The organism is Mesobacillus sp. LC4, from assembly GCF_053543455.1.
This window is the reverse complement of record NZ_JBGCUB010000001.1, coordinates 1-15439: the sequence shown is the minus strand read 5'-3', so window position 1 is coordinate 15439 and position 15439 is coordinate 1. Positions and strand designations below refer to the sequence as shown.

13 protein-coding genes and 1 pseudogene are annotated in these 15439 nt (G+C 41.1%); 3 read left to right on the top strand and 11 right to left on the bottom strand.

Annotation, left to right across the window (positions count from 1 at the left end; genetic code table 11):
- Positions 1–172: 172 nt before the first annotated feature.
- The 9 genes from hflC to AB5I83_RS00030 all read right to left on the bottom strand — a co-directional run bounded on the left by hflC (position 173) and on the right by AB5I83_RS00030 (position 10282).
- The gene (hflC, locus tag AB5I83_RS00070) at positions 173–1105 is read right to left on the bottom strand and encodes a protease modulator HflC (protein WP_448973841.1); all 933 of its coding nucleotides are present in this window, start codon (positions 1103–1105) and stop codon (positions 173–175) included.
- The gene (hflK, locus tag AB5I83_RS00065) at positions 1098–2066 is read right to left on the bottom strand and encodes an FtsH protease activity modulator HflK (protein WP_448972054.1); all 969 of its coding nucleotides are present in this window, start codon (positions 2064–2066) and stop codon (positions 1098–1100) included. Before hflK ends, hflC begins: the two co-directional genes overlap by 8 nt.
- Before the next feature lie 354 nt (positions 2067–2420).
- The gene (gene pnpS, locus AB5I83_RS00060; RefSeq protein ID WP_448972053.1) at positions 2421–4190 is read right to left on the bottom strand and encodes a two-component system histidine kinase PnpS; all 1770 of its coding nucleotides are present in this window, start codon (positions 4188–4190) and stop codon (positions 2421–2423) included.
- Positions 4187–4903: a response regulator transcription factor gene (locus AB5I83_RS00055; protein ID WP_167832721.1), complete on the bottom strand. Its 717-nt coding sequence runs from the start codon at positions 4901–4903 to the stop codon at positions 4187–4189. Before AB5I83_RS00055 ends, pnpS begins: the two co-directional genes overlap by 4 nt.
- Before the next feature lie 322 nt (positions 4904–5225).
- The gene (locus tag AB5I83_RS00050) at positions 5226–5702 is read right to left on the bottom strand and encodes a MaoC/PaaZ C-terminal domain-containing protein (protein ID WP_448972052.1); all 477 of its coding nucleotides are present in this window, start codon (positions 5700–5702) and stop codon (positions 5226–5228) included.
- A gap of 136 nt (positions 5703–5838) precedes the next feature.
- A complete protein-coding gene (gene mdh, locus AB5I83_RS00045; RefSeq protein WP_226646424.1) occupies positions 5839–6777 on the bottom strand; it encodes a malate dehydrogenase in 939 nt (312 codons plus the stop codon).
- Between the two features lie 91 nt (positions 6778–6868).
- The gene (gene icd / locus AB5I83_RS00040; RefSeq protein WP_448972051.1) at positions 6869–8137 is read right to left on the bottom strand and encodes an NADP-dependent isocitrate dehydrogenase; all 1269 of its coding nucleotides are present in this window, start codon (positions 8135–8137) and stop codon (positions 6869–6871) included.
- A 198-nt stretch (positions 8138–8335) separates the two neighbouring features.
- A complete protein-coding gene (citZ, locus tag AB5I83_RS00035) occupies positions 8336–9451 on the bottom strand; it encodes a citrate synthase (RefSeq protein WP_448972050.1) in 1116 nt (371 codons plus the stop codon).
- A gap of 372 nt (positions 9452–9823) precedes the next feature.
- On the bottom strand, positions 9824–10282 hold the full coding sequence (locus tag AB5I83_RS00030) for a DUF441 domain-containing protein (RefSeq protein WP_167832716.1): 459 nt from the start codon (positions 10280–10282) through the stop codon (positions 9824–9826).
- Between the two features lie 371 nt (positions 10283–10653).
- On the opposite strand from AB5I83_RS00030, the gene ytvI reads away from it, so the two are divergent.
- The 3 genes from ytvI to AB5I83_RS00015 all read left to right on the top strand — a co-directional run bounded on the left by ytvI (position 10654) and on the right by AB5I83_RS00015 (position 13513).
- Positions 10654–11781, top strand: coding sequence for a sporulation integral membrane protein YtvI (gene ytvI, locus AB5I83_RS00025; protein ID WP_448972049.1), 1128 nt, complete (start codon positions 10654–10656; stop codon positions 11779–11781).
- 365 nt (positions 11782–12146) lie between these two features.
- On the top strand, positions 12147–13160 hold the full coding sequence (locus AB5I83_RS00020; protein WP_448972048.1) for a DUF3231 family protein: 1014 nt from the start codon (positions 12147–12149) through the stop codon (positions 13158–13160).
- A gap of 44 nt (positions 13161–13204) precedes the next feature.
- Positions 13205–13513 carry a hypothetical protein gene (locus AB5I83_RS00015; RefSeq protein ID WP_448972047.1) on the top strand — a complete coding sequence of 103 codons (309 nt, stop codon included), beginning with the start codon at positions 13205–13207 and terminating at the stop codon, positions 13511–13513.
- 130 nt (positions 13514–13643) lie between these two features.
- Here AB5I83_RS00015 and AB5I83_RS00010 read toward each other — a convergent pair.
- Positions 13644–14207 (bottom strand): annotated as a pseudogene (locus AB5I83_RS00010) (thioredoxin family protein).
- A 346-nt stretch (positions 14208–14553) separates the two neighbouring features.
- Positions 14554–14940, bottom strand: coding sequence for an FxsA family protein (locus tag AB5I83_RS00005; RefSeq protein WP_448972046.1), 387 nt, complete (start codon positions 14938–14940; stop codon positions 14554–14556).
- Positions 14941–15439: the final 499 nt, after the last annotated feature.

Genomic DNA, 15439 nt, shown 5'->3' with positions numbered 1-15439 from the left:
CTACAATCAACAGGAGTAAAAACACCATTGGCTTTAACAGAGCCTAAAAGAATATCCAGTTCCATACTCATTTCCATTGCATGATTTTTATAGAAAAAAACCGTTAGATTCCTTCCTATTTTATCATGAGAGATGATAGAAAGAAAAATAACGGCCTTTTCATAAGGACTTATTAATTTGTGTAACCCATCAGCATTCTTGCGTATGGGGAATCAGATGGGAGGACAATGACGGTTTCGCCATTGATGGTCTTTTTATAAGATTCCAGCGTACGGAACATCGTATAAAATTCCGGATCCTTAGAGAAGGTCTGATTGTATACTTTTGCCGCTTCCCCTTCTCCTTCGCCTCGGATCGTCTCAGCGTCTGCAGATGCTTTTGCAAGCAGTTCCTTCACTTCTCTGTCTGTCTGGGCAATGATCCTGTTCTTCTCAGCATCCCCCATTGAAAGATATTCCTGAGCCTTTGATTCACGCTCGGAAATCATTCTCGTAAAAACAGACTTTTCGTTTTCTGCTGGGAGATCGGTCCTCTTCATGCGGACATCTGTCACTACGACACCATAGTTACCATCACCAAGCAGCTCATTGACTTTTTCTGTCACCCTGTCATTCAAGGATCCACGGGATGATTTTTCATCATTGATGATTTCATCATAGTCCAGCTTACCAAGCTCAGAACGGACAACCGAATAAATGAATTCCTCCATTCTAGATTCGGCACCCTCAAGCGTCCTGGCATTGGAGATCATTTTCTTAGGGTTTTCAATCCGCCAGATCGCATAATTGTCGATTAACATTCTCTTTTTATCCTTTGTGTTAATTTCCGCTTGGGAAACATCATAGGTCAGCTGGTATTTAGGCAGCGTCGTGACACTCTGGATAAACGGAACTTTGTAATTCAAGCCCGGCTCTTCGATGATTTTTACAACCTCTCCAAACTGCCTGACTACTTTATACTCCCCTTGCTTCACGATGAAAACATTTGTAAAAACAAAGACAAGCAAAGCAATAAGAATGACCAAGAAGATTCCTATTTTAGTATATTTACGCCAGGATCCTCCACCACCGCGTTCATTTATATCAATCACGTTTTGATCAGCCATTATTCTTATCACTGCCTTCCTTCTCTGTCTTCGGTTTATCTGCTTCAAGCGGGCGAATCGGGAAATACTTCATGGTATTGCCTTCATCGTTCATGATGTAAATCTCAGAACCAGGCAAGACTTGCTCAAGCGTCTCCAAAATCAAACGCTGCCTTGTGATATCAGGATTGGATTTGTATTCAACAAACAGCTTGTTAAATACCGCTACGTCACCTCTGGCACGTTCGATCCTCGCGGCTTTTTCCCCTTCAGCTCTAGAGATTAGCGCATCCTTTTCACCTTGCGCTTCGTTCAGTTTTTGGTTACGGTATTTCTTGGCTTCATTTATTTTCGTGTTCATTGTTTCACGGGCATCCGTAACATCTGTAAAAGCTTTGCGCACTTCTTCATTTGGCAATTCAACATCCTGCAGCTTGACACCAAGAACAGAAATACCCATATCGTATTTACCAATCAGAGAGGACAATAAGTCCCGGACTTCTGCTTCAATTTCTGCTTTCCCTGATGTCAGGGCCTCATCAATTTCGGAACTTCCGATTATGCTTCTTACAGATGCTGAAGTCGCATCATACAAGATTTCCCTCGGATTATCAGCATTGAATAAATATTTTTCAGGATCGGTTATTTTCCATTGAACAACCAGGTCAGCAAGGACAATGTTCTCGTCACCCGTAATCATTTTGGTTTCATCAGGAAATTCTTTGATTTCTCCGTCCTTTTCCTCATAACCAAACTGGAGGCTGAACGTTTCTTTTGATAACTTCTCGACACTCTGGATTGGCCAAGGAAGTTTAAAATGCAAGCCAGGTTCGCTGATTCCTTCTTCCACTTTTCCAAACGTCAAAATGACAGCCTGCTCAGATTCATCGACCGTATACCATGTCGTGAACGCCGAAACACCTAAAATAATGGCCAGGACGACAATCCCGCTCGTCACGTAAATTTGCTTTAAGCTCACCATCTCATTCCCCTCTTCCTATATTTCTATCTATGTTTGTTTTTACGTTTAAAAACCGTAAAAGTTTCAAAAGAATGATAACTGAGTAACAGATTTGAAACAATGGTGTTTTTTGGCTTTAGTAAAGGGTCTAAAACCGGGGTCAAGGCAAATGAAAGAAGCACAAGCGGGGTCAGCTTGTGCTTCTTTCTCACTCCTTGGATGAAGGGGTTTTCATAAAGATTGTAACAAGGAAGTGTTAAGGAAAAATAAACCTGTTGTTAAGTGAATGTAAATTCTTTTTTTAAAAAATGAAATAGCCCAATTCAGTTTCGAATTGGGCTCAGTGGCTTGCAAATTGTATTTTACCTTTTATGTCTACTGAGGCAGCTTTTTAAATAGCTTGATCGTGAAGGTTGTCCCTTTTCCGATCTGGCTGTCGACTTCGATATGTCCTTTATGCGCTTCAATTATGTGTTTGACGATGGCAAGGCCCAGTCCTGTTCCTCCTGAATTACGGCTCCTTGCCTTATCGACCCGGTAAAATCGCTCGAATATCCTCGGTATTTCACTCTTCTCAATGCCAATACCAGAATCCCTCACCACAAGCATAACGGAATCTTCCTGGACAGTTAACAAAATATCCACACTGCCGCCATTCGGTGTATAAGTGATGGCGTTGCTCACTAGATTGATCAGCACTTGTTTGAGCCTGTCTGAATCCCCTTCAATAACAGCCTCCTCACTTGTGGACTGTTTCAGAGTCAGAAGGATATCCTTTTGTGCAGCTTTTCGTTGTAAAATCTCAATGACTTCACTTGCCTCTTTAACGAGATCCACGCTTTCCCTTGTCAGCCGGAAGCCGTGCTGCTCAATCTTTGAAAGGTCGAGCAGTTCCTGGATCAGTACCTGGAGACGGTCGCTTTCCTTTAAAATGATTTCCAGGAACGCTTCCAGTGAAGCCTTGTCATGCATAGCGCCATCCAGCAGTGTCTCCGAAAACCCCTTTATCGAGGTTATCGGTGTTTTAAGCTCATGCGAGACATTTGCAACGAAGTCCTTCCTCATCTGTTCCAGTTTCTTCAGCTCGGTGATGTCATGGAAGACGAGCAGTATACCCTTCCAGACATTGTTTGTACCAATAATCGGTACTCCATATACTTCGAAATGGCGTCTTTCAATTTCCACTGGCAAAACAACCTGCTTCCGGACTTTTTGCTCGGTCATGAAGATTTCTTCTACCATCTGGATAATTTCTTCATGGTCGATTACTTCATAATAAAGTTTGTATAAGTATTCGGAAGCCTCAACATTGAAAATTTCTTTATATGGCTTATTAATCAAGTTAATAAAACCCCTGCTGTCAATCAGAATCAGGCCGCTGCCCATATTTTCAATCAGGGTGCTCAATCTGTCTTGCTGGGACTCTTTCAGCTTCATCAGTTCCTGAAGGTTTCTGGCAAGGATGTTGATTGACGAACTAAGCATTCCTGTTTCATCAATATGATCTTCGTAAGTCCTGGCCCGGTAATTCCCTTTAGCCAGCTCGATTGCGACGTTTGTCGCCGATTCAATCGGTTTCGTATAGCGGTTAGTGATTCTTGTTCCAAGCAGGATGATGAGAATCAATGCCATTCCAAGGCTAACGGTCAGAATCCACCAGATTTGCCGATAAGCTTTCTGCAGTTCATTGATCTTTGTAGTTAAGAAAACATAGCCTTCTTTTTCACCATCTTTTATCAGCGGATTCCAATAATAATGCAGATCGAAACCTCCACCAACTTCCAGGTCGCTCTCCTCTTCAGGAGGATTTTCTACAATATCGCCAATGATTTCTCCGTGCCTGCTGATTTTCGTGCTTGATAGTTCACCCGTGTCATACCGGATATCACCCTCAAGATCAACAAGGGTGATTCTCGCGTTTAGCACTCTGCTCATCTTTAAGATTTCTTCAGTGTTGAGGGATGCGAGCCCTCCATTTTGTTCAATATTGGAGGTTAAAAGATTCATTTCAATCTTCAGCCGTTCATTGAAAGAATTGATATAGTAGTTCTTGAATAACTGCCCTAAAAGCAGGCCAAGGCCCAACAATACGATGATGATCAGGGTAATGAGGGCAAACAAGAGACGTGTCCGGTACTTTGTCATTCTCCCTTTGGTTCCTCCAGCTTATATCCAAGGCCTCTTATTGTTTTGATATAGGATGGTTTTTTCGTATTCTGTTCGATTTTTTCCCGTAAGTGGCTAATATGTACGTCTACGATTCTTGTATCCCCGGCAAAGTCATAATTCCAAACAGCGCTGAGCAACTGGTCACGAGTGAGTACCCTGCCCTTATTCTTTGCCAGGTACAGGAGCAATTCGAATTCCTTTGGAGTCAATTCAAGCAAGTCTTCCATAAAGTAAGCCTCATAGAAATCAGGGATGATTCTCACATCACCAATTTTTATTTGGCCCTCATCCTCCGGCTTCTCCACGACTGCTTCTTGCTGTGTCTGTGTTCTTCTGAGGATAGCCTTTACTCTTGCTACAACCTCACGCGGACTGAACGGCTTCGTCATATAATCATCCGCGCCAAGCTCTAGGCCTAGCACTTTGTCAAATTCATCATCCTTTGCGGTAAGCATCAGAATCGGCACATTGATTTTCTGCTGCCTTAGCTGCTTACAAACTTCCATTCCGTCCAACTTCGGAAGCATCAAGTCCAGAACCATCAAGTCCGGCTTTTCCACTCCAGCAAGACGAATGCCCTCCTCACCGTCCATTCCAGTTACCACAGAATAGCCAGCCTGTTCGAGATTATACTTCAGCAGTGTCACAATTGATTGTTCATCATCCACAACCAAAACCTTCTTGTCCATATGAGCCTCCAAAAAAAGTTATTACCCCTGTTTTATCCAGGCTCTTTTCTCAAACTTTGCTGCTTATTGAGTACAAAATTGGATTGAGTAACCAATGTTTCTCAACAAAATTAAAGCTTATTATGAGAAAGGAGCTCTCAAACTTAATACCGACCTACAAATTGGCTTTTCATCACGTTAAAATCGGTTTTAGGATTTTAACATCAGTCTTACGAAGACAACCTTCATCCAATAGCTCTATTTACATTATAATATCAACCCATCCTGTAAAATCAAATATAAAACTAAAAGGGATGCACAATTATTGTACATCCCTTTTAGTTTAAAAGTTTTCTAATGCTTTACCGTCCATACGCTGAACTGGGTATGGAGGACAAACGAGCAGCTGTCCCTTTACAACTGTCTCTTCTTCTTCATTCTTTCCTGTAACCGTGATTTCAATGTTATGCTTGCTTTTCATCACTTCGGTTACTTCAAAAAAGAATTGGACTGTTCCGTAATGGTAAACAGGCTTCACATACTCAATATCCTGTCTTAGAATATGACTTCCAGGTCCCGGAAGGTATTTGGAAACAGCAGAAGTGATGATTCCATTCAGCATGATTGCCGGAACAATCGGTTTTTCATAAGGTGTCTGCGACGCATAATCATGCTGGATATATAAAGGATTGGCATCATTCGTCAATCCCAAATACAATAGGAGATCCTTATCTTCTATTTTTTCTGTTAGTGTCAATTTTTCTCCGACAGTGATTTCTTCTATTTTCCTGCCAAGCTTACGTTTTCTTCCAAGCAGCATAGCATTTACCCCTTTGCAATAGAAGTTCAGGAAGGTTATTCCCATTTCTTGTCCCATATTCGTCTACTTAATAACTTGTGTAAAAAAATCGGGGAATATCCCCGATTTTTTACTTTTACTAGTAATCTGTTAATGATTAAGCAAGAACTGCCATAACGTTGCGGACAGCTTCTGCAGACTTATCAAGTGCTGCTTTTTCTTCAGGAGTCAACTCAAGCTCGATTACTTTCTCGATACCGCCGGCGCCGAGGATGGTTGGAACTCCCAGGTAAATTCCTTCGTAACCATACTCTCCTTCTAGATATGCAATAGAAGGCAATACACGTCGTTGATCTTTGAGAATCGCTTCACACATTTCAACAAGGGAAGCTGCCGGCGCATAGTAAGCGCTGCCATTCCCAAGTAGGTTGACGATTTCGCCTCCGCCTTTGCGCGTCCGCTCTACAATGGCATCAAGGCGATCTTTCGGAATAAGCGTTTCAAGAGGAATGCCTCCTGCATATGAATAACGCACAAGTGGAACCATGTCATCGCCGTGTCCTCCAAGAACGAAACCTGTAACATCTTTAACAGACAGGTTTAATTCCTGAGCTACGAAGGTTCGGAAACGAGCCGTATCCAATACGCCCGATTGGCCGATTACGCGATTTTTAGGAAAGCCGGACTCTTTGAAAATAGTATAAGTCATTGCATCGACCGGATTTGTCAATACAACGATAAAACTATCTGGAGAGTGCTTGGCGATTTCCTGGGCTACACTTTTCATGATTTTTTGATTCGTCTGAACAAGGTCATCTCGGCTCATGCCAGGTTTGCGCGCAATACCAGCTGTTACAACAACGATATCTGAGTCTTTCGTATCTTCATAGCTGGAAGTACCGGTAATGTTTGCGTCAAACCCCTGGACCGGGCTTGCTTCAAGCATATCAAGCGCCTTCCCCTTTGTAGGGTTTTCCATTTGCGGGATATCGACTAACACTACATCCCCAAGTTCCTTCTGTGCTAACAAGAATGCTGTTGTTGCTCCTGTGAATCCTCCACCAATGACGGAAATCTTTTTGCGTTTTAATGACATAAGGCTTCCTCCTCAGAACGAATATATTTTTTAAAAATATATGTTATTTATGTAAAGGCTATCCTTAAAAAGGATAGCCTTCAGCACACTTTTAGCCCATGTTCTTGATCAGTACATCGCCGAACTCAGAAGTCTTCACTTCTGTAGCGCCATCCATCAAACGAGCAAAGTCATATGTTACAACCTTTGAAGCGATTGATTTTTCCATTGATTTAACGATCAGGTTCGCAGCTTCAGTCCAGCCAAGGTGTTCAAGCATCAGGACGCCTGAAAGGATGACAGATGAAGGGTTAACCTTATCCAATCCAGCATATTTCGGAGCAGTTCCGTGAGTAGCTTCGAAAATAGCATGGCCAGTTTCGTAGTTGATGTTTGCTCCAGGAGCGATACCAATACCGCCAACCTGTGCTGCAAGTGCATCAGAAATGTAGTCACCGTTAAGGTTCATTGTTGCAACAACGTCAAACTCTTTCGGACGTGTAAGGATTTGCTGTAGGAAGATATCCGCAATCGCATCTTTAACGATGATCTTGCCAGCAGCCTCAGCGTCAGACTGAGCTTTGTTCGCTGCATCAGTTCCTTGTTCATCCTTGATCTTGTCATACTGAGCCCATGTGAAGACCTTGTCGCCGAATTCCTTCTCAGCAAGTTCATAGCCCCAGTTTTTGAATGCGCCTTCTGTGAACTTCATGATATTGCCTTTATGTACAAGCGTTACTGACTTACGGCCTTCAGTGATGGCGTAATTGATCGCTGAACGTACAAGGCGCTCTGTTCCTTCTTTGGAAACAGGCTTGATTCCGAGACCTGAAGTTTCAGGGAAGCGGATTTTATTTACGCCCATTTCATTTTGTAGGAATGCAAGAAGCTTCTTGACTTCGCCAGATCCGCTTGCATACTCGATACCAGCATAGATATCTTCAGTGTTTTCACGGAAAATAACCATGTCAGTGTCCTGTGGACGTTTTACAGGTGAAGGAACACCTTCGAACCAGCGAACAGGACGCAGGCACACGAATAGATCCAATTCCTGGCGCAATGCAACGTTAAGAGAACGGATTCCGCCACCGATTGGTGTTGTTAAAGGACCTTTGATCGCGATTAAGTATTCGTTGATCAACTCTAAAGTTTCGCTTGGCAGCCATTCACCAGTCTGGTTGAACGCCTTTTCTCCAGCTAATACTTCTTTCCAGACAATCTTTTTCTCACCCTTGTATGCTTTTTCAACTGCTGCATCAAGAACGCGGACAGAAGCTGCCCAGATGTCAGGACCTGTACCGTCACCTTCGATAAAAGGAACGATTGGATTGTTTGGTACGTTTAGAACTCCATCTTTTACTGTGATTTTTTCACCTTGCATATTATTCTCTCCCTCCAAAATCATGTGAGCCAGACATTTAATCAAAGGTCAGCAGGCCTGGTTGCCACTAACCTTGCACTCGGAAGCCAGGCACCCTTTCACCTATAAAGGTGCTGAAAAGGGTGCTTAACTTCCTTACTCTCCTATTACAGCAATTTTTCACTGAAAAGTAAAATATTGCTCCTCTATCTCTTAAAATTATCTCATTTCAATGGCAACATATTCCTGTTTGCCAGGACCCGTATAATCAGCACGAGGGCGAATCAGACGGTTGTTGTCATACTGTTCAAGGATATGTGCAAGCCATCCAGATACTCGGCTTACAGCAAAAATCGGCGTGAACAAATCATGGTCGATTCCAAGGCTGTGATATACAGATGCAGAGTAGAAGTCAACATTCGGCGGAAGGTTCTTCTCGCCAGTCACGATTTCCTCGATCTTTGTTGACATTTCATACCAGTGAGGTTCGCCTGTCAGTTCAGTGAGCCTCTTCGACATTTCTCTCAAATGCTTCGCACGAGGATCTCCCTGGCGGTATACACGGTGTCCAAAGCCCATGATCTTTTCCTTATTCGCAAGCTTTTGACGGATTGCCGGCTCTACATTTTCAAGAGTGCCGATTTCTGTGAGCATTTTCATAACTGCTTCATTTGCTCCTCCGTGAAGAGGTCCTTTTAAAGCACCGATTGCAGCTGTGACACCTGAATACACATCAGAAAGTGTCGCAACACAGACACGGGCAGTGAATGTTGAAGCGTTAAGCTCATGATCAGCATGAAGGACCAATGCTTTATTCATTGCTTCTACTGCAACTTCTTCGGGCTCGTCGCCAGTCAGCATGTATAGGAAGTTAGCCGCGAAGTTGAGGTCTTCTCTAGGCGCGATAGGCTCAAGACCCTTTCTTACTCTAGCAAAGGCCGTAACGATAGCCGGCATCTTAGCCTGCAGGCGGATCGCTTTACGGTAATTCGATTCTTTTTCCATTACATCCGCTTCATCATCATATAAACCTAAAAGAGATACAGCTGAGCGAACCGCAGCCATCGGATGGACTTTATCAATCGGGTACATTTTGAAATGTTCCAATACTTCTTTCGGCAATGCCGCATTCTCTGCAAGCTGCTTCTTCAATTCGTCCAATTCTGCTGCTGTCGGAAGCTTGCGGTGCCATAATAAGTAAATCACTTCTTCGAAACTAGCATTTTCAGCTAGATCGTCGATGTCATAGCCAACATAAGTCAGCGTGTCATCGATAATAGAGCTGATAGAAGATGTTGTTGCTACTACCCCTTCAAGACCACGTGTTACTGTCATACTCAATCTCTCCTTTGTAGTTAATTTCCCCATATCCCATTTTGTCTGTATGTTGGATTGCTGTTGAAAACAGCGTTATCAGAAAATAGAAATTTCTGATACTTTATACGAAAAGCCGGACCATTCGCCGACGACAGACCGATTCCAGCCGAAATGCCCTTTTGATGTTTCTATGGGTATCGAGCGCTTGCTCAGGCAGCCGGCAAAAAGAAAATGCTTACATTTTATAATATTAAAAAACCGTGAATACTCACTCCACCCCAGGCCTATGTAAAAGGATGGAAGCAGTTACAAGTCCTATTATAAACAATTATCTGACATTTGTGAATGAAAACAACTTAAATCAATATAAAATATTATTTTACAAAAAGGCTATTTAAATAATTCAAAGATTTTCATAGCTGCAAATGCGATACCGGCACCAATCAAAGGGCCTACTGCTACGCCTTTGAATAATGATACGGCCAAGATTGTTCCCAGAACGAGAGCTGTTGTAATATGGGGGTCTTCAGCCAGCAAGGTAACTCCACCTTTTGCCAGCAGAGCAACCGCCATTCCGGAGATCAGGGCAATCCATGCATAAACCGACTTGAAAGCACCACCTAAATCTTTAAAACCAATATCACCGCTGGCGATTGGTGCAAGGACAGCAATGGTAATAATGGTTACACCCCAATTGATTCCCTTTCCCTGCAGCAGCGAAAATGTCTTGGCTTCAAATCCAGCAATCTTCATTACAAGCAAGACTAGCACCGCAATGATCAATGATTGGTTTTTCGCCAGAAAAGCAATTGCCAATAAAGTTAGTAAAAAAAGCATAGGCTCTAGCATAAATTTGACATCCTTCCACGGTTAAAACTATTGTAACATAATTTAAAATATTACACCAAGTAAGTAGGATTTAGAGAACTGCTCCTGCTGATTATACGCATCAGATGTTTGTATTAATTCCAATGTTCTTATATATAATACGGTTTCCGTAAAATTCATTATATAGTATTTCCATTTCAATAGAAGAGAAGGGTCTTTCCGACTCCAGAGACAGACTGCAACAAGTATTTGGCCGCTTTAAAGGATTTTCGAAAATTAAATCGAATCTTTTAAAAAGATACGCCGTATATTTTAAGAGACTCTCAAGACAGGCTTCAATGTTGTGATGTACAAATAGTTTTGGCTGCCGCATCCCAAAAGGAGGAACCCGCTTGAACCCCGTATACCTATATAGAACTTTGCGTTTCATATTTGTAATCGGCCTAGTTGTGGCCGGAGCGTTTGCACTTTTTTTCGTATCTAAGGTAACTTATCCATTCATCATCGGCTTTCTTATTGCTTTCATGATGAATCCGCTCGTCAACTTTTTCCAGGAGCGTGCAAAAATGCCCAGGTTCCTGGCAGTATTGATTTCCCTTTTGCTGATCATGCTGGTGTTCGCGGGATTGATCACACTGCTTGTGGTCGAAATCGCTTCAGGCGCTGAATATCTTGCTAAGGTAGTCCCTGAACATCTGATTACCTTGATCGATTATATTGAACATTTATTTGCAGCACAGCTCATTCCCATTTACAACCAGCTTACCGGTATGTTCCAAAGCCTTGAGTCAGGTCAGCAGGATACGATTATGGATAACATCCAAAATGTAGGCGCAACCATCGGGACAACAGCAGGAAATTTCATTAAGAATTTTTTCGAAAAGATTCCCAACATACTGTCCTGGTTCCCTAACGCAGCAACTGTGCTCATTTTCTCGTTGCTTGGTACTTTCTTTATCAGTAAAGACTGGTATCGATTATCGGCTATGGGGACTAAGTTTTTGCCTAATCGGGCAAGGACAAGCAGCAAAACCGTTTTTAATGATTTGAAAAAAGCCTTATTCGGGTTTGTCAGGGCGCAGGCAACATTGGTTTCAATCACTACCGTGATCATCCTGATTGGTTTATTGATCCTTCGCATCGATTATGCGATTACGATTGCCCTGGTTACCGGCATAGTGGATATCATTCCATATCTCGGTACGGGTGCTGTTTTCGTCCCGTGGATCATTTATGAAGCAATTGCCGGCGATATGAGTACGGCAATCGGTTTAGGTATCCTGTATGTCGTTGTATTGGTCCAGAGACAGATTATGGAGCCGAAAATCCTATCATCAAGCATCGGACTTGACCCTCTCGCAACCTTGATAGCCCTGTTCGTCGGCTTCAAGACCATCGGCTTCCTGGGACTGATTGTCGGTCCAGTCATCCTGGTGATTTTCAATACCCTGCAGCGCGCAAATGTATTCCAGGACATTTGGTCATTCATAAAAGGAAAAGACGAATTCATCATAAAGTAAGATTATCGCAGGGCTGTATGACATGTCATGAAATTAACTGAATACAACTCAAAAATAGCTATAAATTAGCTTTAAAAATGCTAGGAGCAGTTCACCATTGAACTGCTCCTAGCATTTTATCTTTTATATTAGCACCCTTTACTTTAAGTGAAGGGTTTCACAATTTTAATGCAAAAAGATGTTGTTTTGAGTGTATAGTATCATTGTACTGCCAAGAGATAGCATCTTGTTTTTCCGCCTTTCTTAAGGTTATTCCAAAGAATCACACATAAATAATTACAATTTACCCTCTTTTACTAAAATGAATAAATTCCCTAGCCAAGTGGATATTACTTAATGACAATACATATGGAGGATTACTAAAAATGCGAGAAGAAAGAAATCTAAGGTTAACATCTTCTGAAATATCAGTGGTTTGGAGCAGCTATCAAAACAACAGTTTTTCAATTTGTATTTTAAAGTATTTTCTAGCAAATGTTGATGATCCTGGAGTAAAGTCAGTATTACAACTTGCACTCGATATATCAATAAAAAATTTACATCTTAGTAAAGAAATACTGCATAATGATAACCAACCGATGCCAATTGGATTTACGGATGAGGATGTAAGCCCAAGTGCTCCACGATTGTTTTCAGATTCTTTCTATCTATATTACATTAAAAACATGTCTAAAGTTGGTTTATCCATTTACGGTGTAGCTTTAGCAACTAGTGCCCACTCGGATGTCCGTGCATTTCTAAGTCAAGCAATACAAACTTCAACTGATTTATATAATAAAACAGCAGAAACATTATTATCAGAGGGATTATTTGTAAGACCTCCTTATGTGACAACACCCGATCATGTGGAGTTTGTTGGCGAAAAGAGTTATTTAGGTGGATTCCTAAATATGGCTAACAACAATAGACCCTTAAATGTTATAGAAATTACTCATATAGAAGCGAACGTTGAAACGAATACCCTAGGTAAAGCTCTTATGGCGGGATTCGCTCAGGTTGCAAAGTCAAAAAAAGTTCGGAATTATTGTCTTCAAGGAAAGGAAATTGCAACAAAGCATGTGCAAATTTTTACAACTATGTTAACGGATGATGACTTGCCCTCCCCAATGCCTTGGGACTTGGAAATAACCGATTCAACAGTAACCCCATTTTCAGATAAATTGATTATGTTTCACACATCTTTAATCATTGCTTCAAGTATATCCAATTATGCAACTGCTTCAGCAGCCTCCTTAAGAACAGATATTGCAACTTCTTATGTCCGCTTAACAACTGAAGTTGCTCAATTTGCGAAAAACGGTACGGATATAATGATTAAAAATTCATGGTTAGAACAACCTCCGCAAATCCCAAATCATAAAAAGTTAGCAAAAGGTTGATGTGCATAACTTTTATAATTTAAAAGAAAGTTGATGCTTAAAGAATGAACAACAATCAGATTGAAAATTTACTATGGTCAATTGCACTGCCAGGATTTGCTCAACTCTTAAAAGGAAAATATCTAAAAGGAATTACCTTTATAATATTGGATATTATTGTAAATATTAAATCGAACTTTAACTTGGCGATTATGTTTAGTTTTCATGGAGATATTTTAACTGCTATTGAAAAAACCAAATATCAATGGCTCATGTTTTATTTTTGTTTATTTTTTTCTATGTGGAATGCACTTAAAGATGCTAAAGGTATTACTCCCCCCTTTAGCTTCATCCTAGTTCAAAAAATAGGGTAGACTCCACACTGGCAGTCTACTCTCTATCCACTTAACTCTTTAATGAAGCCCTTGCTTATCTTTAAAAATAATCCCCCTTAATAAAAGCTATATTTAGAAATTCAACAACGATCATTGATGAAGTTGATGTCTATATCTGCTTCAAAACTGTTAATATTGTCTGCTTAAAACTATCATAAACATATGACCAAAGAACTTGATCCTCAGTAGCCATATTTGTTAAAGAATGAAAGACTTCTTTTTGTTTCTCTGCAAAGGAGGCATCCTTTTTCGTTGGTAATGTTGCACGAACTTCATCAACTATTTGCTGAACTTTTGGTGCACGGGCCCCCACTTTCCGAGTACATGTTCTTGACTATTAAAAATTAGAATTATTGGAATTGCACGTCCACCGTTTGTTTAATAACGATCAATCAAGTCTTTATCTGCATCTCGTAATGCGACGCGCATTTCAATATCGGCAGCTTCAGCATAATTTGCGAGTAACGGGATTAATCATCATGGCATCTCCACACCAATCTTCTGTAATCGCTAGGAAATGAAGATGGTTTTGCTTTAACTTTTCGGTAAATCCATCTGCAGGGAGATGGATTTGTTCATTAACGCCGAAACTCTCCTCTTTTAATGTGGCCATTTCATTCATATATGTTTGTATTGATTTTCCCTCTTCAAAATACTGATGTTCTGTTTTTATGTAAAATCCTCCCCCATTACTTTGTAAATGTACACCCTGTATCCACCAAAATTTAATAGCTTCCTTATTTATTCATAGTTGGATCAACTCTATTTGATTTTAAAATAAATAGCCAATTATCCATTTTATTTAAATAACTAACTTGTATCGCTATCTTTACACCAATTAGCTCAATAATGCTCTGTCATCCCCTTTATAGAGAAGGGGGGATTTAGATGAAAGTTAACCATGAACATATCTATATCAACAAAAAGAAGCAGTCCAATTTAAGCTACTAGTTGGACTGCTTCTTAAACATGCTATTTTTCATTCTCGAACTAAACCCCATACGATGTAGTCGGCTATGTTAACGAATAACTTTGATCGTACCTTTATCAATCCAGTTACGGAATAATTTCATCATTAGTGCTTTGAAAAACTTCCTGGTCGGTGGTGCCAGTAGTAAAAAACCAAGAATGTCCGTAATGAAACCAGGTGTGAGCAGAAGGGTACCACCAACGAGAATGCTCACTCCATCAAGGATAACATCCCCAGGCATCATGCCTCTTCTTAATTGATCCTGAGTTCTTCTTATCGTTTCCAACCCCTGCTGTTTCGCCAAAAAAGCTCCTAGGAAACCCGTGAGGATGATGATCAGGATGGTCGGCCAAATGCCGATTGTTTGACCTGAAAGAAGTAGGACGCCAATCTCAGCAGCCGGAACAATAACTAAAAACAAAAAAATATATTTCATTCTCCACCTCAATGTTTTGAAATAACCTGTCCTCCTATTATACGTGCCCAGTTGAAGAGAATACAATAATATGATTGCTGAAAACGAATGGAGATCACACGATAAAAGGATTTCGTTTAAGGTTTGTCTGAACCATTTTCGAAGGAGATTAGCGGCATGGGCTGACGCACTTGGGCTGAATTCAGACTGCTTTTCCGCATTTCCTGTGAAAGCTGTCTGAACTTGGTCTGTCTTCGGACAGCTTTTCGTCATTTCCTGTGAAAGCTGTCTGAACTTGGGCTGTCTTCGGACAGCTTTCCATCATTTCCTGCGAAAGCTGTCTGAACTTGGACTGTCTTCGGACAGCTTTTCCTCATTTCCTGTGAAAGCTGTCTGAACTTGGTCTGTCTTCGGACAGCTTTTCTTCATTTCAAGAGTCAAGCCCATTATTCTGTGTAAATTCATTCCTTATGAAAAACAAGTTAAACAGCTTATATGTTTTTGATGTTCTGGAAGGGGA